The organism is Acinetobacter pengchengensis (assembly GCF_982235305.1).
The window spans coordinates 2,620,645-2,645,096 of sequence record NZ_CEVATJ010000001.1; the positions used below are offsets into that span (position 1 = coordinate 2,620,645).

The 24,452-nt window shown below is 42.3% G+C and carries 21 protein-coding genes and 7 pseudogenes; 16 read left to right on the plus strand and 12 right to left on the minus strand.

Annotation, left to right across the window (positions count from 1 at the left end):
* Nucleotides 1-130 precede the first annotated feature (130 nt).
* Nucleotides 131-427 (minus strand): annotated as a pseudogene (locus AC0T5Z_RS12705) (integrase core domain-containing protein); the annotation flags it as partial.
* A gap of 69 nt (nucleotides 428-496) precedes the next feature.
* A pseudogene (locus tag AC0T5Z_RS12710) lies at nucleotides 497-985 on the minus strand (IS3-like element ISAcsp5 family transposase); the annotation flags it as partial.
* Between the two features lie 90 nt (nucleotides 986-1,075).
* On the opposite strand from AC0T5Z_RS12710, the gene AC0T5Z_RS12715 reads away from it, so the two are divergent.
* The 3 genes and pseudogenes from AC0T5Z_RS12715 (at nucleotide 1,076) to tnpC (AC0T5Z_RS12725) (ending at nucleotide 3,491) form a co-directional block, all read left to right on the plus strand.
* Nucleotides 1,076-1,459 carry a transposase gene (locus AC0T5Z_RS12715; RefSeq protein ID WP_001055589.1) on the plus strand — a complete coding sequence of 128 codons (384 nt, stop codon included), beginning with the start codon at nucleotides 1,076-1,078 and terminating at the stop codon, nucleotides 1,457-1,459.
* Nucleotides 1,456-1,791, plus strand: a complete 336-nt coding sequence (gene tnpB / locus AC0T5Z_RS12720; protein WP_000618091.1) for an IS66 family insertion sequence element accessory protein TnpB — start codon at nucleotides 1,456-1,458, stop codon at nucleotides 1,789-1,791. The genes AC0T5Z_RS12715 and tnpB (AC0T5Z_RS12720) overlap by 4 nt, the downstream gene beginning before the upstream one ends.
* A 74-nt stretch (nucleotides 1,792-1,865) precedes the next feature.
* Nucleotides 1,866-3,491 (plus strand): annotated as a pseudogene (gene tnpC, locus AC0T5Z_RS12725) (IS66 family transposase).
* A 424-nt stretch (nucleotides 3,492-3,915) separates the two neighbouring features.
* On the opposite strand, the gene AC0T5Z_RS12730 reads toward tnpC (AC0T5Z_RS12725), so the two are convergent.
* Nucleotides 3,916-4,944: an IS701 family transposase gene (locus tag AC0T5Z_RS12730; protein ID WP_473786284.1), complete on the minus strand. Its 1,029-nt coding sequence runs from the start codon at nucleotides 4,942-4,944 to the stop codon at nucleotides 3,916-3,918.
* An 83-nt stretch (nucleotides 4,945-5,027) separates the two neighbouring features.
* On the opposite strand from AC0T5Z_RS12730, the gene phbB reads away from it, so the two are divergent.
* The 8 genes and pseudogenes from phbB to AC0T5Z_RS12770 all read left to right on the plus strand — a co-directional run.
* Entirely contained in the window at nucleotides 5,028-5,774 is a 747-nt protein-coding gene (gene phbB / locus AC0T5Z_RS12735) for a beta-ketoacyl-ACP reductase (RefSeq protein WP_019384920.1), read from the plus strand.
* A 50-nt stretch (nucleotides 5,775-5,824) separates the two neighbouring features.
* On the plus strand, nucleotides 5,825-6,169 hold the full coding sequence (locus AC0T5Z_RS12740) for a phasin family protein (RefSeq protein WP_019384921.1): 345 nt from the start codon (nucleotides 5,825-5,827) through the stop codon (nucleotides 6,167-6,169).
* A gap of 124 nt (nucleotides 6,170-6,293) precedes the next feature.
* Nucleotides 6,294-8,066, plus strand: a complete 1,773-nt coding sequence (locus AC0T5Z_RS12745; protein WP_435337816.1) for a class I poly(R)-hydroxyalkanoic acid synthase — start codon at nucleotides 6,294-6,296, stop codon at nucleotides 8,064-8,066.
* A gap of 82 nt (nucleotides 8,067-8,148) precedes the next feature.
* On the plus strand, nucleotides 8,149-9,108 hold the full coding sequence (locus AC0T5Z_RS12750; RefSeq protein ID WP_435337815.1) for an acetyl-CoA C-acyltransferase: 960 nt from the start codon (nucleotides 8,149-8,151) through the stop codon (nucleotides 9,106-9,108).
* An 82-nt stretch (nucleotides 9,109-9,190) separates the two neighbouring features.
* Nucleotides 9,191-9,574, plus strand: a complete 384-nt coding sequence (gene tnpA, locus AC0T5Z_RS12755; RefSeq protein ID WP_148699016.1) for an IS66-like element accessory protein TnpA — start codon at nucleotides 9,191-9,193, stop codon at nucleotides 9,572-9,574.
* Nucleotides 9,571-9,906: an IS66 family insertion sequence element accessory protein TnpB gene (gene tnpB, locus AC0T5Z_RS12760; protein WP_000618091.1), complete on the plus strand. Its 336-nt coding sequence runs from the start codon at nucleotides 9,571-9,573 to the stop codon at nucleotides 9,904-9,906. The genes tnpA and tnpB (AC0T5Z_RS12760) overlap by 4 nt, the downstream gene beginning before the upstream one ends.
* Nucleotides 9,907-9,980: 74 nt before the next feature.
* Nucleotides 9,981-11,564 carry an IS66 family transposase gene (tnpC, locus tag AC0T5Z_RS12765; protein WP_473786285.1) on the plus strand — a complete coding sequence of 528 codons (1,584 nt, stop codon included), beginning with the start codon at nucleotides 9,981-9,983 and terminating at the stop codon, nucleotides 11,562-11,564.
* Between the two features lie 32 nt (nucleotides 11,565-11,596).
* Nucleotides 11,597-11,827, plus strand: a pseudogene (locus AC0T5Z_RS12770) (acetyl-CoA C-acetyltransferase); the annotation flags it as partial.
* A gap of 71 nt (nucleotides 11,828-11,898) precedes the next feature.
* On the opposite strand, the pseudogene AC0T5Z_RS12775 reads toward AC0T5Z_RS12770, so the two are convergent.
* Both AC0T5Z_RS12775 and AC0T5Z_RS12780 read right to left on the minus strand, forming a co-directional pair.
* Nucleotides 11,899-12,150: pseudogene (locus AC0T5Z_RS12775) on the minus strand (helix-turn-helix domain-containing protein); the annotation flags it as partial.
* A gap of 103 nt (nucleotides 12,151-12,253) precedes the next feature.
* Nucleotides 12,254-13,345, minus strand: coding sequence for an ATP-binding protein (locus AC0T5Z_RS12780; protein WP_002058158.1), 1,092 nt, complete (start codon nucleotides 13,343-13,345; stop codon nucleotides 12,254-12,256).
* Nucleotides 13,346-13,544: 199 nt separating this feature from the next.
* Here AC0T5Z_RS12780 and AC0T5Z_RS12785 point away from each other — a divergent pair, with 199 nt between their 5' ends.
* The 3 genes and pseudogenes from AC0T5Z_RS12785 to AC0T5Z_RS12795 all read left to right on the plus strand — a co-directional run bounded on the left by AC0T5Z_RS12785 (nucleotide 13,545) and on the right by AC0T5Z_RS12795 (nucleotide 14,452).
* Complete coding sequence (locus AC0T5Z_RS12785; RefSeq protein ID WP_139850597.1) at nucleotides 13,545-13,847, plus strand: helix-turn-helix transcriptional regulator; 303 nt, start codon at nucleotides 13,545-13,547, stop codon at nucleotides 13,845-13,847.
* A gap of 64 nt (nucleotides 13,848-13,911) precedes the next feature.
* Nucleotides 13,912-14,100 (plus strand): annotated as a pseudogene (locus AC0T5Z_RS12790) (type II toxin-antitoxin system HipA family toxin); the annotation flags it as partial.
* Nucleotides 14,101-14,215: 115 nt separating this feature from the next.
* Nucleotides 14,216-14,452 carry a VF530 family protein gene (locus AC0T5Z_RS12795; RefSeq protein ID WP_002058193.1) on the plus strand — a complete coding sequence of 79 codons (237 nt, stop codon included), beginning with the start codon at nucleotides 14,216-14,218 and terminating at the stop codon, nucleotides 14,450-14,452.
* Nucleotides 14,453-14,756: 304 nt separating this feature from the next.
* Here the strand turns inward: AC0T5Z_RS12795 and AC0T5Z_RS12800 are convergent.
* Together AC0T5Z_RS12800 and acs are read right to left on the minus strand one after the other, a co-directional pair.
* Nucleotides 14,757-14,885, minus strand: a pseudogene (locus AC0T5Z_RS12800) (IS5/IS1182 family transposase); the annotation flags it as partial.
* Nucleotides 14,886-14,974: 89 nt separating this feature from the next.
* Nucleotides 14,975-16,918 (minus strand): acetate--CoA ligase, encoded by a 1,944-nt coding sequence (gene acs, locus AC0T5Z_RS12805; RefSeq protein ID WP_435337047.1) that lies wholly within the window; start codon nucleotides 16,916-16,918, stop codon nucleotides 14,975-14,977.
* A gap of 470 nt (nucleotides 16,919-17,388) precedes the next feature.
* On the opposite strand from acs, the gene AC0T5Z_RS12810 reads away from it, so the two are divergent.
* A complete protein-coding gene (locus AC0T5Z_RS12810; protein ID WP_435337046.1) occupies nucleotides 17,389-18,375 on the plus strand; it encodes a mechanosensitive ion channel family protein in 987 nt (328 codons plus the stop codon).
* On the opposite strand, the gene AC0T5Z_RS12815 is transcribed toward AC0T5Z_RS12810, so the two are convergent.
* From AC0T5Z_RS12815 to prfB, 5 genes are all read right to left on the minus strand, one after another.
* Complete coding sequence (locus tag AC0T5Z_RS12815) at nucleotides 18,349-19,062, minus strand: 16S rRNA (uracil(1498)-N(3))-methyltransferase (RefSeq protein WP_435337045.1); 714 nt, start codon at nucleotides 19,060-19,062, stop codon at nucleotides 18,349-18,351. The genes AC0T5Z_RS12810 and AC0T5Z_RS12815 overlap by 27 nt on opposite strands.
* Before the next feature lie 2 nt (nucleotides 19,063-19,064).
* Entirely contained in the window at nucleotides 19,065-20,345 is a 1,281-nt protein-coding gene (locus AC0T5Z_RS12820; protein WP_435337044.1) for a 3-deoxy-D-manno-octulosonic acid transferase, read from the minus strand.
* Between the two features lie 84 nt (nucleotides 20,346-20,429).
* Nucleotides 20,430-21,509, minus strand: coding sequence for an alkene reductase (locus AC0T5Z_RS12825; RefSeq protein ID WP_435337043.1), 1,080 nt, complete (start codon nucleotides 21,507-21,509; stop codon nucleotides 20,430-20,432).
* Nucleotides 21,510-21,529: 20 nt separating this feature from the next.
* On the minus strand, nucleotides 21,530-21,829 hold the full coding sequence (locus AC0T5Z_RS12830) for an ArsR/SmtB family transcription factor (protein WP_016658749.1): 300 nt from the start codon (nucleotides 21,827-21,829) through the stop codon (nucleotides 21,530-21,532).
* A gap of 157 nt (nucleotides 21,830-21,986) precedes the next feature.
* A protein-coding gene (gene prfB, locus AC0T5Z_RS12835; RefSeq protein WP_435337042.1) for a peptide chain release factor 2 occupies nucleotides 21,987-23,082 on the minus strand; the annotation gives its coding sequence in 2 pieces (ribosomal slippage) (nucleotides 21,987-23,009 and nucleotides 23,011-23,082; 1,095 coding nt in all).
* Between the two features lie 570 nt (nucleotides 23,083-23,652).
* On the opposite strand from prfB, the gene AC0T5Z_RS12840 reads away from it, so the two are divergent.
* Nucleotides 23,653-24,429 carry a putative porin gene (locus tag AC0T5Z_RS12840; protein ID WP_435337041.1) on the plus strand — a complete coding sequence of 259 codons (777 nt, stop codon included), beginning with the start codon at nucleotides 23,653-23,655 and terminating at the stop codon, nucleotides 24,427-24,429.
* Nucleotides 24,430-24,452 lie beyond the last annotated feature (23 nt).

Consider the following 24,452-nt stretch of genomic DNA (forward strand, 5'->3'; position numbering starts at 1 on the left):
TCGAGAAGTTAAACAGTTCATTGAGATCGAAAATATCCTGATAGAAAGTGATCATTTCTTCACAACAGTTAATTTTAAACCAAATGGGGTCAAAAGTTTTAGCATTGTTTCTATGTGTGATTCATAGAGATCATTTCAATTTAGCGATCTCTAGATCCATCTTGTAATTGGCATGTTGAATCCGTTCATTTGAGGGGTTGTATTGCTTCTGGACTTCATCTGAGAAAGGAGTTTCTTCACATAATTCAAAGTACCTCTCCATCGGTGTTTTACCTTTCAACGCTGAATGTGGTCTCATCCAGTTATAGTAATGCTGCCATTCGGCTAGCTTGTCTTGGATATCCTCAGAATCGATATCTACAGTAGCGTAGAACTCAGATTTATCAGTTTTTTGTGAACGCTCTACCTTGCCATTCAGATGAGGTGTAATGTGGTTCCGTTAATTAGACCACTCAATTCAGTTTTATAAGTGATAAATCCGCTCTAAATATTTAAATTATGCTGCCATTACTTTTAGTAAATGTTGATCATAAAATTCATCCGGTGTTGCCTTATTCAAACTTGAATGAGGACGTATCATGTTATAAAAATCCAAATATTCAGCAATTGATTGTTTCGCTTGTTTAACCGTATCGTAAGCCTTCAAATAGACTTCCTCATGCTTCACGCTGCGCCATAAACGCTCAATCATTACATTATCCATCCATCGTCCTTTCCCATCCATACTGATACGGATATTTCGCAATTTTAACTCATTCAAAAATGCCTCGCTTGTGAATTGACTGCCTTGGTCTGTATTAAACACCTCTGGACAACCATATTTCACAATTGCTTCTTGCAACGCATCTATGCAAAAGTCTGTTTCCATACTGATCGATACTCGATGAGCCAGTACTTTACGACTATGCCAATCTATAATTGCACACAGATAGACAAAGCCTTTAGCCATAGGAATGTACGTTATATCTGTACACCAGACTTGATTAGAGGTAAGCATCCGGCTAACACAGCCTTACCAAGCGATCCTATAAGCCTTAATTTAGTTCCCACCTAAAAACAAGTGGGGACTTAATCCATGAACATGGATATATATTCAGCAACACCTCCTGTTGCTAAAAAACGCAGAACATACAGTAAAGAATTCAAACTCAGTATTGTCAATGCCTGCAAAAATCCTAATACCTCGATCGCTTCGGTCGCACTGCAACATAGTATTAATGCCAACCTTGTCAGTCGTTGGATCAGGATCTTCAGCCATCATGAGGGTGCTGTGCAGGATCCTACTCATGTGAATCCAGCATTTATTGCTTTGCCTTACACTGCTGCAATCAGCCAACCTATTGATGAGAGGATCACGTTGTGTATCACCGTGCCTCATACGAATAATGATATTCAGCTAAAATGGCAGACATCAGAAATACCTGCCTTGGCAGAATTACTCAAGGCACTTGCAACATGATCCGCATTGATGAAATCTGGTTGTCTACTCAGCCCATGGACATGCGTGCAGGTATGGATACGACCATGGCTCAGGTGGTGAGAGCCTTTGGCTACATCAAACCGCATTGTGCTTACCTGTTCTGTAATAAACGTGGCCATCGCATGAAAGTACTGGTACATGATGGATTGGGCATCTGGCTGTGTGCCCGGCGGCTGGAACAGGGCAAATTTCACTGGGCTCAAGTTCACCAAGGTGAAACCGTGGCCCTCAGCCCGGAACAGTTACAGGCACTGATCCAAGGTTTGCCCTGGCAGCGCATTGGACGACAGCAGGTGGTGACGATGCTTTAAACCAGGCTGTTCCATTCTGCTATTCTCCAAACGTTCTATTTCATTCTTCTCATGACCTCAGGCATACTGCGGTCATGAATACGCTGCCTGACTTAAGCCAACTGACCCATGAACAACTGCTGGAATTCACCAGGCAGTTGGCGCTGCAGCATCAGTCTCTAGCACAATCAAACCAGCAATTAGATGCCAGAGTTCAACATCTTGAAGTCACCAATCAGCAATTAGATTCTAAAGTTCAACATCTTTCTATTCTCACGCAAAAATACGAGCATGAGCTCGCACTATTTAAACAGCACAAATTTGGCAGTAAAAACGAACATCTCACCGCAAAACAAATCCATCTGTGGGATGAAGCGGTCGAAGAAGATATTGCCGCTGTTGATCTGGAACTGGAACGGCTGAATGCAGATAAAACTGATGCAGCGACACACAAAGCCACAGTCAACAAACCTAAACGTCGACTGCTGCCCGATCATCTACACACCATCCGTATCGAGCATGAACCAACATCAACCCAATGTGCTTGTGGCTGCACCTTGCGTCGTATCGGCGAAGATATCAGTGAAAAACTACATTTCAGACCGGCACAGTTCTATAAGGAACAGCATGTGCGTGGCAAATGGGTCTGTGATCAGTGTGACACCCTGACTCAGCAAGCGATGCCCGCCTATGTGATTGATAAAGGTATTGCCAGTCCTGAACTACTGAGCCATGTGTTGGTCTCGAAATACGCAGATCATTTACCGCTGTACCGTCAACGTCTGATCTATCAGCGGGCGGGAATCGAGCTTTCTAGATCAACGTTATCTGACTGGATAGGTCGCTGCGGTGTAGAACTGGAGCCTCTGGCCAATGCCTTAAAAGAGGTGGTACTACAACAGCAGGTGCTGCATGCAGATGAAACACCGGTCACCATCATGCGGATGGGTGAGAATGATAAAAAACCGAAGAAAGGTTATGTCTGGGCCTATGCCACTACACAGTACAATCCAGTTCAGGCGGTGATCTATGACTTTCAGGATAGTCGTTCAGGCCAGCATGCTGCAGAGTTCTTGAAAGGCTGGCAGGGTTATCTAGTCTGTGATGATTACAGTGGTTATAAAGCACGCTTTAAATCAGGCCAGGTCATAGAGGTGGGCTGCATGGCCCATGCACGTCGTAAATTCCATGAACTGCATGTAACTGGGAAAAGTCAGGTCGCTGAACAGGCATTGGTGCTGATTCAGAAACTGTATGCGATAGAAGCAGAACTCAGGAGAAAGACCGATGGTACAGCAGAACAGCGCCGCGAATACCGACAACAGCATAGTCAACCGGTGATGTAACAACTGTATGAATGGCTTAACCAACATCAACTGACTGTGCCATCGAGTTCTCCAACCGCCAAGGCCATCAATTACACTCTGAAGCGTTGGCCAGCTTTAAGCCGCTATCTGGATGATGGCAATCTACCTATAGATAATAATTGGGTGGAAAACCAGATGCGACCTTGGGCGTTGGGACGTAAGAATTGGCTATTTGCAGGTTCGCTGCGCAGCGGTCAGCGAGCAGCCAATATCATGACATTAATCCAGTCAGCAAAGCTGAATGGGCTGGATCCGTATGCCTATTTAAGTGATGTTCTGAAAAGGTTGCCGACACATAAAGTGACCCAGATTGAAGAGTTACTGCCACACTGCTGGAAACCTAAATCGAATTAAAAATTGGTATGGGATTCAGCGGACGCTTACAATAATTCAACTTTAAATCCATCCTCAACATTACAACGCACTTCAAGCACAACAACTATTAATTGCACATATTAAAAAAATCTAAATCCAAATAATCTGCTCGCAGTATGTATTTTAACTGTCATATATCTACAACTTATAGCAAACCCTTATTTGCACCAGTTCTCTGAACTTTGCTGCGTCCTGCACGATGAATCAATAACTTCACTGTAGCTGCTTGTTCAAATCCTTACATGCTGCCGTTTCTTCCTCAAGATATTTCCAATATTTGTTTACTTTTGACTTTAAAGCATCATCAAACTGCGATCTGTTTGCAATATAAAACGCTTAATTTCTAAACAAGAATAAAGAGGAAAAACTTCTTATTTTTTTATAACCTAGGACTTACGCACTATTATTTATAGATTTTCTGTGGCAGCAGATGATTCTTATCGAGAATAAATTCATCAATAAAGTTCTTGATAATTGGTTTAAATAATTTCTTCTGCCAACGATATACATTTTCAAAGATCCGCTCAAACTGGTTCTTTTGTATCTCAACATAGGCCATCAAGGCTGAAAAAATATGATTCAAAATCAGCTTGGATCGTCTTACTTGAAACTTTTCAATATGACAAACCTGTTTAATTACTCGATGATATTGTTCTATTTTCCAATGACTTGAATGTAATTCATAAAAACCATCAAAGGACAATAAATCATCTTCATCTTGATGCACAATATAAAACCTCTGCTGTTCTTTTAACTGAGTCTTAAATAATTGTACAAAGCCAAAATCTTTGAGCCAGACCACTTGACCCTGATGGAAATCTGGCAATAAACGCAGTTGAAACCATTGTCCTTTTTCTGGGGAAACCTTACGGTTACAGTCGATACCAAACATAAATCGAATACCATATTTTCTTATGGTTTTTAGATTTCCAGTCGATGAATACCAACTATCACCTGTAATAAATTGAATCTTTGCACCCCAACTGAGTACTTCACTTAACATATCCATAAAGTAATCATTCTTGGTTTTACTTTCAGATTTGTCATAAATTCGGAAATTAATTGGAATATTTTGACCATTTTGATCTGTCGCATACAAGGTAATGAGATTAATACCCTTGACGGATCGGTGGTGTTTGCCTGACCAAAAATAGCTAACTAAGTCCATATGTTGACTATATGGTTTATCTAAAACAGTATCATCAATACTGACTATAAGTTTATTATTATCAATATGTTGAATTGCTTCTTGATATAGGTCGTGAGGTGTGTAGTCTTCACGCTCTAGAAAGCGATTTACACTATCATGCGAGATATTATAAGTCTCGGCAAGTTGTGTGCAGCTAATAGAGTTCGGTTCTGTCATGAGAAAGCCCATATAAATGGGTAGAGTACAAGTTGCTGTAGAAGCATTTTTAATTCGTCTGATCACAGATACTTTATAAGGTATTTTAATACTTTTTTGAATCCGTCAATGCGTAAGTCCTATAACCTTATTCTGCTTAGGAAAACAACATGTCTGAACAAAAAGTAGCTTTAGTGACGGGTGCATTAGGTGGTATTGGCAGTGAGATTTGCCGTCAACTGGTTACAGCAGGCTATAAAATTATCGCAACGGTTGTACCACGTGAAGAAGACCGCGAAAAACAATGGCTTCAAAGTGAAGGATTTCAAGACAGCGATGTACGCTTTGTCTTAACGGATTTAAATAACCACGAAGCGGCAACAGCAGCTATTCAAGAAGCAATTGCTGCTGAAGGTCGTGTCGATGTGCTGGTCAATAATGCAGGCATCACCCGTGATGCAACTTTTAAAAAGATGAGCTATGAACAGTGGTCACAAGTCATTGATACCAACTTAAAAACATTGTTCACAGTGACTCAGCCCGTGTTTAACAAAATGTTAGAACAAAAGTCGGGACGTATTGTCAATATCAGCTCAGTCAACGGTTTAAAAGGTCAGTTTGGACAAGCCAACTACTCTGCGAGCAAAGCCGGCATTATCGGTTTTACCAAAGCCTTAGCTCAAGAAGGTGCACGTTCAAATATTTGTGTAAACGTGGTTGCGCCTGGCTATACCGCAACACCAATGGTTACTGCCATGCGTGAAGATGTGATTAAAAGCATTGAAGCACAAATTCCTCTACAACGTCTTGCTGCGCCAGCTGAAATTGCCGCTGCTGTTATGTACTTGGTCAGCGAGCACGGTGCGTACGTGACAGGCGAAACCTTATCGATTAATGGCGGTTTATACATGCACTAAACCGTGCAGCCCCTATTTTCATTTACAAGTTTATTTACTGGAGTTACACCATGCTATACGGCGACTTATTTTCAAATATGAATGCACAATACAAAAACGTATTTGAACCGTACACAAAATTCAACAGCTTAGTGGCTAAAAACTTTGCTGACTTAACCAACCTACAATTAGAAGCAGCACGCAACTATGCCAACATTGGTCTAGCGCAAATGTTTGCCAATAGTGAAGTTAAAGACATGCAAAGCATGGTGAATTGCACCACCAAGCAATTAGAAACCATGAACAAACTTAGTCAGCAAATGATTGAAGATGGCAAAAAGTTGGCAACACTAACGACTGAATTCAAATCGGAATTTGAAAAGTTAGTTAGCGAATCTATGCCTAACAATAAATAACACTGCTCTGAAAACCATGCGTTATCAGGACGAATGTTACGGGGAAGTGTGAAAATTTCCCCGTTTTAGTTTCAGCCCTGCACTCAATTTGATTGCTAAAAGCCATGTGCTATGGAGCGATGAAATGAACCCGAACTCATTTCAATTCAAAGAAAACATACTACAATTTTTTTCTGTACATGATGACATCTGGAAAAAATTACAAGAATTTTATTATGGGCAAAGCCCAATTAATGAGGCTTTGGCGCAGCTCAACAAAGAAGATATGTCTTTGTTCTTTGAAGCACTATCTAAAAACCCAGCTCGCATGATGGAAATGCAATGGAGCTGGTGGCAAGGTCAAATACAAATCTACCAAAATGTGTTGATGCGCAGCGTGGCCAAAGATGTAGCACCATTTATTCAGCCTGAACGTGGTGATCGTCGTTTTAACAGCCCATTATGGCAAGAACACCCAAATTTTGACTTGTTGTCACAGTCTTATTTACTGTTTAGCCAGTTAGTGCAAAACATGGTAGATGTGGTCGAAGGTGTTCCAGACAAAGTTCGCTATCGTATTCACTTCTTTACCCGCCAAATGATCAATGCGTTATCTCCAAGTAACTTTCTGTGGACTAACCCAGAAGTGATTCAGCAAACTGTAGCTGAACAAGGTGAAAACTTAGTCCGTGGCATGCAAGTTTTCCATGATGATGTCATGAATAGCGGCAAGTATTTATCTATTCGCATGGTGAATAGCGACTCTTTCAGCTTGGGCAAAGATTTAGCTTACACCCCTGGTGCAGTCGTCTTTGAAAATGACATTTTCCAATTATTGCAATATGAAGCAACTACTGAAAATGTGTATCAAACCCCTATTCTAGTCGTACCACCGTTTATCAATAAATATTATGTGCTGGATTTACGCGAACAAAACTCTTTAGTGAACTGGTTGCGCCAGCAAGGTCATACAGTCTTTTTAATGTCATGGCGTAACCCAAATGCCGAACAGAAAGAATTGACTTTTGCCGATCTCATTACACAAGGTTCAGTGGAAGCTTTGCGTGTAATTGAAGAAATTACCGGTGAAAAAGAGGCCAACTGCATTGGCTACTGTATTGGTGGTACGTTACTTGCTGCGACTCAAGCCTATTACGTGGCAAAACGCCTGAAAAATCACGTAAAGTCTGCGACCTATATGGCCACCATTATCGACTTTGAAAACCCAGGCAGCTTAGGTGTATTTATTAATGAACCTGTAGTGAGCGGTTTAGAAAACCTGAACAATCAATTGGGTTATTTCGATGGTCGTCAGTTGGCAGTTACCTTCAGTTTACTGCGTGAAAATACGCTGTACTGGAATTACTACATCGACAACTACTTAAAAGGTAAAGAACCTTCTGATTTTGATATTTTATATTGGAACAGCGATGGTACGAATATCCCTGCCAAAATTCATAATTTCTTATTGCGCAATTTGTATTTGAACAATGAATTGATTTCACCAAATGCCGTTAAGGTTAACGGTGTGGGCTTGAATCTATCTCGTGTAAAAACACCAAGCTTCTTTATTGCGACGCAGGAAGACCATATCGCACTTTGGGATACTTGTTTCCGTGGCGCAGATTACTTGGGTGGTGAATCAACCTTGGTTTTAGGTGAATCTGGACACGTAGCAGGTATTGTCAATCCTCCAAGCCGTAATAAATACGGTTGCTACACCAATGCTGCCAAGTTTGAAAATACCAAACAATGGCTAGATGGCGCAGAATATCACCCTGAATCTTGGTGGTTGCGCTGGCAGGCATGGGTCACACCGTACACTGGTGAACAAGTCCCTGCCCGCAACTTGGGTAATGCGCAGTATCCAAGCATTGAAGCGGCACCGGGTCGCTATGTTTTGGTAAATTTATTCTAATCGGTCATATAACAACAGCCATGCAGATGCTATATATCATGTGCATCCACAGAAACATGAACACAAAATTTAAGGATATAAAATGAAAGATGTTGTGATTGTTGCAGCAAAACGTACTGCGATTGGTAGCTTTTTAGGTAGTCTTGCATCTTTATCTGCACCACAGTTGGGGCAAACAGCAATTCGTGCAGTTTTAGACAGCGCTAATGTAAAACCTGAACAAGTTGATCAGGTGATTATGGGCAACGTACTCACGACAGGCGTGGGACAAAACCCTGCACGTCAGGCAGCAATTGCTGCTGGTATTCCAGTACAAGTGCCTGCATCTACGCTGAATGTCGTCTGTGGTTCAGGTTTGCGTGCGGTACATTTGGCAGCACAAGCCATTCAATGCGATGAAGCCGACATTGTGGTCGCAGGTGGTCAAGAATCTATGTCACAAAGTGCGCACTATATGCAGCTGCGTAATGGGCAAAAAATGGGTAATGCACAATTGGTGGATAGCATGGTGGCTGATGGTTTAACCGATGCCTATAACCAGTATCAAATGGGTATTACCGCAGAAAATATTGTAGAAAAACTGGGTTTAAACCGTGAAGAACAAGATCAACTTGCATTGACTTCACAACAACGTGCTGCGGCAGCTCAGGCAGCTGGCAAGTTTAAAGATGAAATTGCCGTAGTCAGCATTCCACAACGTAAAGGTGAGCCTGTTGTATTTGCTGAAGATGAATACATTAAAGCCAATACCAGCCTTGAAAGCCTCACAAAACTACGCCCAGCCTTTAAAAAAGATGGTAGCGTAACCGCAGGTAATGCTTCAGGCATTAATGATGGTGCAGCAGCAGTACTGATGATGAGTGCGGACAAAGCAGCAGAATTAGGTCTTAAGCCATTGGCACGTATTAAAGGCTATGCCATGTCTGGTATTGAGCCTGAAATTATGGGGCTTGGTCCTGTCGATGCAGTAAAGAAAACCCTCAACAAAGCAGGCTGGAGCTTAGATCAGGTTGATTTGATTGAAGCCAATGAAGCATTGTAAGCGTCCGCTGAACACACCTTATGAATTCATCCTATAAGCCTTAATTTAGTCCCCACTTAAAAACAAGTGGGGACTAAAATTTATGACTACAAATCACCAGACATCCATCGCATCTCTTGCGAAAAAACGAAGAACATACAGTGCTGAATTTAAACAGCAGATCGTTCAGGCTTGTAAAGCACCGGACGTTTCAATTGCTTCGGTCGCTTTGCAACATGGATTGAATACAAATCTTGTATCCAAATGGATTCGCTTAATTGATGGTAAGCCAGGGAATGATCGCTCACCACTACCGAATAAACCTGCATTTATTGCCTTATCTTGCTCTGCACCATTAGATCCTACTCCTACTGACATGTTAAAGGTTCAAATTACTTTACCCCACTCAAAAGCAGAAATTGGCTTGAAATGGCAAGTATCAGAAATACCTGCCTTGGCAGAATTACTCAAGGCACTTGCAACATGATCCGCATTGATGAAATCTGGTTGTCTACTCAGCCCATGGACATGCGTGCAGGTATGGATACGACCATGGCTCAGGTGGTGAGAGCCTTTGGCTACATCAAACCGCATTGCGCCTACCTGTTCTGTAATAAACGTGGTCATCGTATGAAAGTGTTGGTACATGATGGACTGGGCATCTGGCTGTGTGCCCGGCGTTTGGAACAGGGTAAATTTCACTGGGCTCAAGTTCACCAAGGTGAAACCGTGGCCCTCAGCCCGGAACAGTTACAGGCACTGATCCAGGGTTTGCCCTGGCAGCGCATTGGACGACAGCAGGTAGTGACGATGCTCTAAACCAGGTTGGTGCATTCTGCTATTCTCCAAACGTTCTATTTCCTCTGCGTCATGACCTCAGGCATACTGCGGTCATGAATACGCTGCCTGACTTAAGCCAACTGACCCATGAACAACTGCTGGAATTCACCAGGCAGTTGGCGCTGCAGCATCAGTCTCTAGCACAATCAAACCAACAATTGGATGCCAAAGTTCAACATCTTTCTATTCTCAATCAAAAATACGAGCATGAACTGGCGCTGTTTAAAAAGCACAAATTCGCTCAAAAGAATGAACACTTAACGGCAAAACAAATCCATCTCTGGGATGAAGCGGTTGAAGAAGATATTGCCGCGGTTGATCTAGAACTGGAACGGCTAAATGCAGATAAAACCAATGCAGCGACACACAAAGCCACAGTCAACAAACCTAAACGTCGACTGCTACCCGATCATCTACACACCATCCGTATTGAGCATGAACCTGCATCAACCCAATGCAGTTGTGGCTGCCAGTTACGTCGTATCGGCGAAGATATCAGTGAAAAACTGCATTTCAGACCGGCACAGTTCTACAAGGAACAGCATGTCCGTGGCAAATGGGTCTGTGATCAGTGTGACACCCTGACTCAGCAAGCGATGCCCGCCTATGTGATTGATAAAGGCATTGCTTCACCTGAACTGCTCAGCCATGTGCTGGTATCGAAGTATGCCGATCATTTGCCGCTGTACCGTCAACGTCTGATCTATCAGCGGGCGGGAATCGAACTTTCTAGATCAACTTTATCTGACTGGATAGGTCGCTGCGGTGTAGAACTGGAACCTCTGGCCAATGCCTTAAAACAGGTGGTACTACAACAGCGGGTGCTGCATGCAGATGAAACACCAGTCACCATTATGCGGATGGGTGATGATGAGAAAAAACCGAAGAAAGGTTATGTCTGGGCCTATGCCACTACACAGTACAATCCAGTTCAAGCGGTGATCTATGACTTTCAGGATAGCCGTTCAGGTCAGCATGCAGAAGAGTTCCTGAATGGCTGGCAGGGCCATCTGGTCTGTGATGATTACAGTGGTTATAAAGCACGCTTTAAATCAGGCGATGTCATTGAGGTGGGCTGCATGGCGCATGCACGTCGTAAATTCCATGAGCTACATGTGACCGGGAAAAGTCAGATCGCTGAACAGGCATTACTGATGATTCAGAAACTGTATGCGATAGAAGCAGAACTCAGGAAAAAGACCGATAGTACAGCAGAACACCGCCGCGAATACCGACAACAGCACAGCCAACCAGTGATGCAACAACTATATGAATGGCTCAACCAACATCATCTGACAGTGCCATCGAGTTCTCCCACCGCCAAGGCCATCAATTACACTCTGAAGCGTTGGCCAGCTTTAAGCCGCTATCTGGATGATGGCAATCTACCTATTTGCAATAATTGGGTCGAGAATCAGATGCGTCCCTGGGCGTTGGGGCGCAAGAACTGGCTGTTTGCTGGCTCGCTGCGCAGCGGCCAACGAGCGGCAAATATCATGACTTTAATCCAGTCAGCAAAACTGAATGGCTTGGATCCGTATGCCTATTTAAGTAATGTGCTGAAAAGGTTGCCGACACATAAAGTGAGCCAAATAGAAGAATTGCTGCCGCACCGCTGGAAACCCGACCAAAATTAAAAAAATAGGTATGGGGTTCAGCGGATGCTTACGAAGCATTTGCTGCACAGGCTTTGGGTGTTGCTAAAGAATTAGGCTTAGACCTGGATAAAGTCAACGTCAATGGCGGTGCAATTGCATTGGGTCACCCAATTGGGGCTTCAGGTTGCCGTATTTTGGTGACTTTATTACATGAAATGCAGCGCCGTGATGCCAAGAAAGGCATTGCAACCCTCTGTGTTGGCGGTGGTATGGGTGTTGCACTTGCAGTTGAACGTGACTAAGTACACCATTGCATCGAATCTTGAAACTTGATAAAGATTGACAATAAATTCAATACATAATGGGAGCTCAGGCTTCCATTATTTCTAGCTGAGCGCATTTCTAATATTAAGGCTTCTAGCTCAGCATTGATTTTAGTATTTGGCGATTTTAAGGGACGTCTACTCTGACTACTTAATCCATCAATACCTTGCTCAGAATATCGTTTCCACCACTTGCGTAACGTTGGTCTAGAAATGCCACATCTCCGACAAACTAGGCCAGCATCATTAGTCTCTTCAAATAATTTAACTCATACGAGTCTTTGTTGAATTTCTCTGTTCATAGACACCCATTATATTGAAATAATGTCTATGAATAAAATACTTAAATAAAAATTCTCCGACAAACTCGGTACGGTAAATTTTTATCCAAATGAGTTTTCAAAATTATGCTTCATCCATAATCCATTCTTTAAAAAGAGCATCCTCGATTTCATAAGTACCATTCTCTGGTTTAAAAATAATTTGTTTTTTTGATAAAGAACGTAGGGCCGATTGAATACTTGATACCGCAATGTTATCTACACCAATGGAATCAGCCAGATGTTGTCTAAATTGACTACTATAAAGTTCAACTTGTGATTCCGCTATGGCTTTTAAAATTAGCTGTTCTAATAACTTAAACTCTCCCCATAATCCCGAAAAGTCACGATGCCCCATTGTATCGGCTATAAGCTGTTCCTTGGCAAAATCTATAGCCAGCATTGGGTTTAAGGCTAAACGCTCCACTAATGATCTTGCTAGTTGAGGACTTTGCTTCATATCTAAAAAGGCGTGCCATAAAATTTCTTTATTCAAACTACGTCCTGTTGTCTGATTAAATACATCTGCCAGATGATCTGTAAATGCTTTTGTTAGATTTGGAAAAGGTAAATTCTGTCCATAATGAAAAAAGGGAGCACTACTCACAGAAAACATTTGTCTCAGGCCTTCTCGACTTGAACCAGTAAAAACCACCTTTATTGTTTCTTTATGCATATCTAAAGCGGTACGTAAACTGGCAATCGTGGTTTTATATTTTGAACTAGCTAAAGCCTGAATCTCATCAAGTAACAGTAAAATAGGTTTCCCCTGCTGAGCCAGTTTAGTAATGCTAGACAAAATACTGGAATTCACTTGTCCTTGTAGAAGTGTCACTTCAGCTTTTACCCCTGCCACCTCTGTACTTAAAGAACCAATATTTTTAATCCAATGTGTGGCTTTCCCCATTAAGCCATTTTGTTTTGAAAACTCATCAAGAGCTTTTACAAACTGCCCTTCACTATGCAGGCCTGCATCTAAAAAACTGAAATAAAAAACGCGCCATCCAAGCTGTTCTGCTAGGGGCGTAATATCTTTTCGTAAAAATTCAGTTTTTCCCATCCGGCGTGGGGCAAAAAAAGTCAGAGAACTAGCTAGTCCAGTCTCAAACATGCCTAAAATTTGTTTCGCCAGTTCGGTACGTGGAAAGTGCCAAGGGTCATTGGAGATGGTCATCATTTTAATTACTCGGCAATGATTTATTTATTACCATAGATTGTATTAGATTCCATTAGATTGTAAATGTCTAATTAGATTTCTTTAATCTAATAGGATCTAATCAGGCCAATAAAGCACCTTCTTACCGATCAACTGGTTTATTTTATAACTCCATTATTTTGTGGTTTAATAGACACATATGGACATAAGACCCAATATTATGGATTTAAAATTCAGAAAACCTGAAGAAGTTGTTGGATTATTATGTGAGAGGCTTCGTAAAGAACGACTTTATCTGGAAATGACTCAGGCAGATGTTGCTGCACGTGCTGGTATTGGTGTGAATACAGTATCCAATCTGGAAGCAGGTCGAAATGTTTCATTTGAAAATTTAGTACGCGTTGCCATGGTCCTAGGCCGATTACAAGAATTAGAGGAACTCTTCAAACCTCATTTAAACAGTGTAGATGATATTCTTCGCTATGAGAGCAATACGGCTCGCCAACGTATCAAAAGGAAATAAATCCATGCTCAAAAAACTTAATGTTTACTACAATGGATGGGGTGAATATTGGCTTTAGGGTACACTGGTCTCCTCAACAGCAATCACAGGTCGACCATTAATTGCCTTTGAATACAGTGCTGAAGCGATCCGTAAAGGTTTAGAGCTTTCCTCTTACCTACTTCCATTAAAAGGTGACCCATTAAGAAAAAACTTTCCTACACAGCAAATGGGATTACCAAGTCATATATATGATGCATCACCCGATGGCTGGGTGTGCTCCAGAATTTTGGTGGCTATTCAGTCCATCATTACTTACATTCCAACTCTCTAGTTTTCCAACTAGCCCAGGTTATAATAATGGCCACCCAAAATACGATTGATCTATTATGAACACCTCCAATGACCCTTTACACGGCAAAAAACTTGCTGACATTTTGGATGAATTATTGGATTACTACGGTGGCTTTGAAGGTTTAAGTCGTAAAATTGAAATTAGATGTTTTTGCATAGACCCAAGTGTTAAATCATCATTGCGATTCTTGCGTACCACACCATGGGCACGTGAAAAAGTAGAAAGCTTATATTTGTACGTCTTACGCCAAAAGGCAAAACAGAAACCGTAGCCCCAGGCAACACCCCTCTCATTATAAAATTATACCAGTCAGTAAAACACCTTTAGATTAAGCATGTGTATGTTGGTTATTATTGTTGATTATCACAATAAATTAGTGACCAAAAATCAAAGTACCCCACCCTACCTTAAATTACACCACACAAAATAAAAACTCTATATAACTGTTATATATAGTTTATTAAAATACCAATTATGTTATTTAGTGTATTTTATGTCGGTGACTCTTGCCAAGGTTGGGGTCATTTGTATTTTGTGACCAAGATGTGACCATATCGTGCTCACAACAATAGAATGCCTTTTGATGGAGTATACCATTGCGTAGCAGGATCAAACCAAATGGCAATATTTCCGCGACTCATGAGTGCTCGGTTATATGCGGGCCAATTGGTTGTGCGGTAGATTTTGTGTGTAGGCTTCTTCATTTGTGAATTATATTACTGAAAAAGCCTTTACAGATAGTTTTGTGCAACAAAGCCCTCTTTTTTTATATCGAACTCAGGTTAGTTAAAACCTACCGCTCCCCATACACCGTTGCAATCAATTGCTCCACCACTTGCGGCTCAGCCAAAGTAGAAGTATCTCCTAAACTATCCAATTCATTCGCTGCAATTTTCCGCAAAATACGGCGCATGATTTTACCTGAACGGGTTTTGGGTAAAGCAGGTGCCCAATGCAAAGCATCAGGCGTTGCAACAGGTCCCAAAATTTTGCGTACCCAGTTGATTAATTCTTCACGCAATTCTTCTGACTCGGGTGTACCAACTTGTAAAGTTACAAAGGTACAAATCCCCTGTCCTTTAATCTCATGCGGCATGCCCACCACCGCCGCTTCAGCCACAGCTTCATGCGCCACCAAGGCACTTTCAATTTCTGCGGTTCCTAAACGGTGCCCTGAAATATTCAAGACATCATCCACACGCCCCGTAATCCAGTAATAGCCATCTTCATCACGGCGCGCACCATCTCCTGTAAAATACGCACCAGGATAAGTCGAAAAATACGCTTCAATAAACCGCGCAGGATCACCCCAAATACCACGCATCTGCCCCGGCCATGAATCTTTGATAATTAAATTGCCTTCGGTCGCTCCTTCCAGTTCATGACCTTCGGCATCGACAATTGCAGGTTGTACCCCAAATAAAGGGCGTGTTGCCGAACCTGGTTTCAGCGGAGTTGCACCGGGCAATGCTGAAATTAATATCCCCCCTGTTTCGGTCTGCCACCATGTATCTACAATTGGGCAACGTCCTTCGCCTACCACGTTGTAATACCAGTTCCATGCTTCAGGATTAATCGGCTCGCCAACCGAGCCCAATAAACGCAAACTACTACGGTCACTTTCACGCACAAAACGATCTCCCTCTCGCATCATGGCGCGAATGGCGGTCGGCGCAGTATATAAAATGGTGATGTTGTGTTTATCAACAATATGCCCTGTGCGCGCCCAACTCGGATAGTTCGGCACCCCTTCAAACATCACAGTGGATGTACCATTCGATAAGGGACCATACAAAACATAGGAATGCCCTGTAATCCAGCCTACATCAGCGGTACACCAAAACACATCATCCTGTTTCAGGTCAAAAACCTCCCTAAACGTGCTATTCACATAGGTCAAATAACCCCCTGTAGTATGCAAAACGCCTTTGGGTTTTCCAGTAGAACCTGAGGTATATAAAATAAATAGTGGATCTTCTGCATTCATTGGCTCGGGTGGGCAGATATCGTTCACCGACATAATTTCCATGTGATACCACAAGTCGCGTTCGGGCAGCATCTCAATCGGATTCCCTGTACGATGCACCACAATCACATTTTGCACACAGTCAGTACCTGCTACTTTTAGGGCAGCATCGACATTGGCTTTTAAATAAATTGGCTTGCCACCACGCATGGCCGCGTCTGCAGTGATAATTAACTTAGCCTGACAATCTTCAATTCGGCTAGCCAAAGCATCGGGAGAAAAACCACCAAAAACCACACAATGCACTGCACCAATCCGCGCGCAGGCCAGCATGGCAATCGCAGTTTCGGAAACCATCGGCATGTACAGCACCACCCGATCTCCTTTTTGCACCCCATTCTTTTTCAGTACGTTGGCAAAACGGCAGGTTTCATCATGCAAAGAAGCAAAAGAAACCACTTTATGCCGAGAAGGATGATCTCCTTCCCAAATAATTGCAGGTTTATGTGGATGTTCTTTTAAATGGCGATCTAAGCAATTGGCACTGACATTCAGTTGCCCATCCACAAACCATTCAATTTTAAAATGCTCGGGGTCAAAGTTGGTATTTTTGACTTGGGTAAAAGGTTTAATCCAATCTAAGCGTTGGGCCTGCTCTGCCCAATAAGTTTCAGGGTCATCTATAGATTGTTGATAGCGTTGAAAATATTCTGCCTCAGTGGTGCGGGCAGTCTTTTTAAATTCATCTGGAACAGGATATACGTCTTTCATCTGCTACTTCCTTGATGTTCTCGCATCTCATCTCGAGATGTATGCCACGTTATTGATTATTATTTCTGCATATTCACAGTATGAACTTTCTTTTTTATGGCCCACCATTCGGCTTTAGTCGCATAAATTTTATATAAAAAATAGCATGCCAAAGCGTTGATCAAATGCCATGTTCTTGCATTCATACTTTTCAGGTTTACATGCCACTGTACTGCACATTGCATTATTTTTAAACAAAATATCGTCCAATAATCATGAGTATTAACATTTTTTTACGCAGCCAATCATTCATACCTGCGACCCTGTCTTAAAGATAAAACCACATACAACTAGCAGTTTAAGTGCTACAAAATAGTGTGCTCATCACATCTATCCAAGTTGTCTAAAATACTCGCAAGTAAGTATCGCTGCATTAACCAAATTGAGTTTTTCAGGCAAAATAGTCGCTTCATTTTGAATTCGGAATTATCGTGGCAGAATCTAAACCCTCACTCAGTGAAGTGTCTGAAAACACCACTCAACTGTTGCAAGAAGCCACTGAAAAAACTACGCAGACCGTGATCAATCATACGGCCAAGTACAATGACGCCTATTCAACCATCGATAAAATTATGGAAGGATTTTGGGAGCGTGTGCCGTATTTGATAATTGCAGCCGTAGTGCTGATTGTATTTTGGCTGCTTGCTCGTGTGTTCAAATGGTCTATCCGTAAGACCCTAAACAATCGTTCCTATACCCGACAAAATCTGGTTTTAGTGCTGAATCGGGTTGGTAGTTCCGCTATTATTTTCTTTGGCTTTCTGATTGCGATGGTGATTGCGATTCCAGGATTCACCCCTAGCCAACTCATGAGTGCCTTGGGTCTAGGCTCTGTTGCAATTGGTTTTGCTTTTAAAGATATTTTCCAGAATTTACTGTCGGGTGTGCTGATTTTGCTTAGCGAGCCATTTAAAATTGGTGATGACATCATCGTAAATAATATGGAAGGTACGGTAGAAGATATTCAGATTCGTGCAACCTTCTTGCGCTCTCCCGATGGGCGTCGCATCGTGATTCCAAATGCTACAGTGTATACCAGTGCGGTAACGGTCAATACGGCTTATACCCGTCGTCGTTGCGAGTTTGTGGTGGGTATTGGTTATGAAGATGACGTGCAAAAAGCCAAAGATATTATTTTGGCCATTTTAGACCGTGACATCAAAATCTTGAGCCAACCTGCATTTAGCGTCAATGTCACTGCCTTGGCCGATTTTTCGATTAATTTAAATGTGCGTTGGTGGGTTAATACTACGGAAACTAGTACCTCAGCGTCCATCAGTGAAGTGCAGGAGCGGGTGATTGCCGCTTTTGCCGAACATCATATTTCCATTCCTTATCCTGTGCAGGAAGTGAAAATTTATCGTGGTGATGCAGCAGTCAATGAAGATGATTCAGGTCGTGCTAAACAAACGCCCTAAAACATAAGCAATCACAGTTTCAGTACGAATAATACGGTTGCCCAAGTGTCGCGCTTGGCAGCCATTTTTTTCTAGCAAATCAATTTCGTAGGGAATAAATCCACCTTCTGGACCAATCACAATACTACATGGATGCTGAATGCTATGTGGCATAGCTTGATCGGTATAAGGATGCGCCACATAAGCAGGACAATCGGCAGAAATCAAACCGGGAAAAACATCTTCCACAAAGGGTTTAAAGCGTTTATAAAGTTGGATCTCAGGTGCAATGGTATCGCCTGCTTGTTCCAAACCCAAAGTTACATATTGATCGAGTTGCTGCAAAAATGGTGTTTGCCAATAGCTTTTATCGACCCGATAGCTGTGCAGCAAAATAATTTTTTCCACACCTAGCGTCACGCTATCCATAATTAAACGACGCAATACCTTGGGGCGAGGTAAAGCCACAATCAGGGTCACAGGCAGTTTTTTCGGGACTGCTTCTTCATGTAGGGTTTTGACTTGAATCCGCTGCTCACGAACTTCCACCACTTCGGTCAAATAACGCTTGCCTCCGCGAATCCCGACTTTTAAGCTGTCACCCACTTGCACACCGACATGCGTATGCAAATGCTGCACTTGGCGCTGGTCGCTAATAGACCACACTTCATTTGGGGCCTGTCGTGGGTCAAGCAAAACGATATTCATATTTAAAGATACTGATTAATCACGTGGATATGCTCCATTAAAGAGCCACGATTTTTATACATAATCACTTGGGCGTTCTGGTTCAATTGTGCACGCAAAGCAGGTTCAAACAACAATTGCGTTAACGTCTCTACAGCTTGTTCAGCATCTTCGACCACGTACACCGCTTCTGCTGCAACAAACTCATCCACAATACTTTGGAAATTAAAATAATTTTTACCCAATACCGTGGCGACACTTAAGGCCAAAGGCTCTAAAATATTATGACCACCGCCAGGTTCATTCAGCGAGCCGCCGACATAACACGCCTGACTCAAGGCGTACCATAACCACATTTCACCCATACTATCGGCTAAATACACCTGTGTTTCGGGTTGGATCACTTCAGCCAAACTACGACGCTGCATATTGAGTTGCAGTTTTTGTACCTGCGCAGCCACTTCATCAAAACGCTCTGGATGACGCGGGACAACAATACATAACAGTTCAGGATGCTCTGCAAAATATGGTTTCAGTGCAGTCAATAATTGCTGTTCTTCTGGTGCATGGGTACTGGCAAGGGTAATAATTTTGCGATGTGCCAATTGCCATGTCTGTTGCAACTGCACGGCTTGCTCTACAAAATCTTCTGGAGCACTAATATCAAATTTAATATTACCCACCACGTTTGTACGCTCGGTAGGCATCCCCAATGCAATAAAACGCTGTTGTGTGACAAGGTCTTGCGCCAAAAGTTGCTGCAAATTTTGCAACATGCCCCGTGTCAATCCTTTAACTTTAGCATAGCCTTTGGCCGATTTTTCCGAAAGCCGTGCATTAATTAACAAACACGGGACTTTAAAATGCTGCGCCTGATCAATCAAATTTGGCCACAGTTCTGTTTCAACCAACGCCAATAATTTGGGCTGATATTTCTGATAAAACTCACGAATTAAATGTACCTGATCGGCAGGTAAATACACGGCTTGAAATAAATCTAAATACGGTGCTTTTAAAAATAATGATTTGGCACGCGCCTGCCCCGTTTTGGTGGTATTGGTGACTAAAACGGGATGTCCCGCTTTTAAATAATGTTCAATTAAAGGTTGCGCGGCATTGGTTTCTCCTACCGACACCACATGAAACCAAATGGCATGTAAATTTTTAGCGGGCTGAAATGGGCCAAAACGCTCAAGCAGTTCTTGTTGTAATTGCTCAGGATGTTCGGCACGTTTACGAATGCGTGACTGATAAATCGGTTTTAACAGCGCCAAGGCTGCGTTATACCAAAATGGAGTAGCCAAAAGATGCGCCCCAAAGAAAGATTATCGGCAAAATATAACAGAGCCACACGCGCATGTTAATTGCATGTGGCGCTATACGGGCTTCTATTCTACAGCGTGTTGTGTTTCAGCCAAAGCTGGATAATCGATATAGCCTTCTGCAACAGCTGTACCAATCATGTTTTCTAGCTTGAGTTCATTTAAAGGTGCATTTACCAATAAACGCTCATACAAGTCTGGATTGGCAATATACGCCCTACCAAAAGCCACCGCATCAGCCTTGCCTGATGCCAACAGCTCAATCGCATCTTCACGACTTAGTTGCATATTCGCAATATAAGGCACTCCACCTGAACGCTCTTTCATATATTCAGAAATACTGTCTTCAGCCAAATATTCACGGGTAAAGAAAAAAGCGATTTTACGCTGACCCAATTGCTGCATGACATAACCAAAGGTTTCACGTGGATCATCATCGCCCATGTCATGCTCATCGCCACGTGGTGCTAAATGCACACCGACGCGACCTGCGCCCCAGACTTCAATTAAGGCATCCACCACTTCCAACAAGAAACGTGCACGATTTTCAACCGAACCACCATATTCATCGTCACGTTGGTTGGTTTTGCTTTGCAGGAATTGATCAATCAAATAACCATTCGCTGCATGCAATTCTACTCCGTCAAATCCTGCCTCTTTGGCACGGATCGCGGCTTGTTTATATTGCTCAGTAATGGCGTGGATTTCTGCAATTTCTAAAGCACGTGGCAATACATAAGGACGTTTTGGACGTAGTAAGCTGACATGACCCGCTTGTTGCACCGCACTTGCCGAGACGGGTGTTTCACCCTTCAGCAAATCAGGATGGGATACCCGCCCCACATGCCACAATTGCGCGACAATCAGACCATCTTTATCATGCACCGCATCGGTCACCAATTTCCAGCCTTGTACTTGTGCATCTGTAAATAGACCTGGAGTATTCAAATAACCATTGGCTTCTTCAGAAATCACCGTGGCTTCTGAAATAATTAAGCCTGCGCTGGCACGCTGTGCATAATATTCCGCCATCATCGGCGTAGGTACACGGTCATCGCTGGCACGACTGCGGGTTAAAGGTGCCATCACGACACGGTTTTTAAGATGAAGATCACCCAAAACCAAAGGAGAGTCTAATTCAGCCATTTTTGCCTCTAATCTCACAGTTAAAGTGAGTGTTTTAAATATTCGACATATTGCTGAATGAGTGCTTCATTACGAGAAAAATATGACCATTGTCCGTATTTTTCTGCACGAATAAGACCTGCCTGTTGCAGTACCGATAAATGATTTGACATGGTCGATTGCGACACGTTGCCCAAACGCTCAATGTGTCCTGCACATACGCCACGCTTAAAGTCGCCACACTCATCGATCGACAAAAATTGTTCTGGTGCTTTTAACCATTCTAAAATTTGCCGACGGGTAGGATTGGCTAAGGCTTTAAAGATTAAATCGACATCCATCATTCAGACACATATTCGTAAATATAAGCCCAATTCAGCAGCTGCTTTTAATATATCGTATTTTTTCGATATTAATATCGTTTTTTTACGATTTATGTAAATTTTTAAGTAACTCAACTGAATTGGGCAGGCTCATTAGGATCTTACAGACCGTAAGTTATAGACCCTGTTTTAAACTGGCTTCAATAAACTTGTCTAAATCACCATCTAAAACTGCACCTGTATTTGAAGTTTCCACGCCTGTACGTAAATCTTTAATACGTGAATCATCCAATACATAAGAGCGAATTTGGCTGCCCCAACCAATATCAGACTTCGAGTCTTCTAAAGCTTGAGCGGCCTCATTACGTTTACTCATTTCCAATTCATACAACTTGGCACGTAACTGTTTCCACGCATGATCACGGTTGGCGTGTTGTGAACGCTGGTTCTGACAAGCGACCACAATACCTGTAGGTGCGTGGGTTAAACGTACCGCAGAGTCGGTTTTGTTAATGTGCTGACCACCCGCACCTGAAGCACGGTAAGTATCGGTACGAACATCGGCAGGGTTAATATCAATTTCAATATTGTCATCCACTTCTGGCGAGACAAACACGGCAGAAAATGACGTATGACGACGGTTACCCGAGTCAAATGGCGATTTACGCACTAAACGATGCACACCCGATTCAGTGCGCAACCAACCATAGGCATATTCGCCTTCAACGCGAATGGTCGCAGATTTAATCCCTGCCACATCACCATCCGATTCTTCCATCAATTCTGCTTTAAAGCCGTGACGTTCAATCCAGCGCATATACATACGCAACAGCATCGATGCCCAGTCTTGTGCTTCTGTCCCACCTGAACCCGCTTGAATTTCAACATAGCATGGGTTTGGATCCATTGGATTACTGAACATACGGCGGAATTCAAGCTTCGCTAACTCTTCTTCTGCAGAAGTCAATTCAGCTTGGACATCAGCCAACAGACTTTCATCATCGGCTTCGACTGCCAAATCAAGCATCGCTTGCGCATCTTCAAGCTGCGTTGCCAAACCATCTAACACGTTTAAGACGTTTTCAAGTTCGCCTTTTTCTTTGGCCATGGCTTGTGCACGGCTTTGATCATTCCAGATTGCAGGATCTTCTAACTCGCGGAGAACCTCTTCTAAACGCTCTTTTTTCAGATCGTAGTCAAAGATACCCCCGTAGTGTTTGACTACGTTCGTTCAAGTCTTTTAATTGGTTTAGATAAGGATTAATTTCCACGTAAATTCTCTCAATTAACAATGAAGCTTATTAGCTGATAATTGTAGCACAGACCTGTTCTAGCATTTCTACCCTGCTGTAAATTCCAGCATAACTTTTCAGCTGATATAAGTTGAATGCTAAATGTGGTTAAAAATAAAAATCGCTTTCAACTTTTAAAACGAAAGCCCGATAGATATCCGACCTAAAATAGCATGCACGATTAACACGGATGTTTATCTTAATGGCCGATCTATCGCCCTGATTTTTGCCTGACACATTCAGCTGAATACAAGCTTAAAAGTTGTGTTTCGCAATTGCTTCAACCCGCCAAAACCAAGCGAAGATGAAACAATTTTGATGATTTAATAATCAATTTGGGTAAAATTCACAAAATACACATAGTTTTAATAAAACAAAACATTTAATTATTTCATCTTTATTTCAATCACTTAAACTCAAAACATTACACAAATTAACGCTTGTAACAAAGCGGTAACTCTCCTGTGATTGACGCTGATTTTTTTTCGCCTAGACTGAAAGTTGTAACAAAAAGTTTAACTGTTAACCAGATTCAGAGGGGTACTTTCCATGAAAAAATTAGCAATCGCATCAGCCCTACTTTCAGCTTTGGCTATCACTGGTACTGCGAACGCATACCAAGCTGAAATTGGTGCATCAGCAGGACTGATTGATCCAGACAACGGCAGTTCAAGCGGTTCATTCGGTGTAGATGGTACTTATTACTTTAACCCTGTACAAACCCGTAATGCACCTTTGGCAGAAGCAGCGTTCCTTGATCGTGCTAGCAACGTAAATGCCAAATACCAATATGACGAAGTTGGCGACAATGAAGCGCATACTTACGGCGTAGGTGCAGAGTACTTTGTACCGAATTCAGACTTTTACTTAAGTGGTAATGTGAGCGGTCATGACTTGAAAGACAATGATGACCTAAACAATGATTTAACCACCTATGGTGCAGAAGTTGGTTATTTACCAGCACCAGGCTTGTTAATCGCAGCAGGTCTTAAAGGTTGGGATAATGACCGTGATGATGGTGTAGACCCAACTTTACGTGCGAAATACGTAACTACGTTGTCTAATGGTAAAGACATCAATTTAGAAGCAGGCGCTGCATTTGGTGATCTCGATGAATACAATTTGGCAGCAGACTACTTCATTGATAAGACCCTAAGCGTAGGTGTTGATTATTACAGCAATGACATCAATGATCGTGATGAGTTTGGTGTGAGTGCACGTAAATTCTTTACCCCACAAGTGAGCTTAGAAGGCCGTGTAGGCTTTGGTGAAGCTGGCAATGCTGACTACAATAGTTTTGGTGTCGCTGCGAAATATCGTTTCTAAGCTTAAGTCTAATTACTTACTCA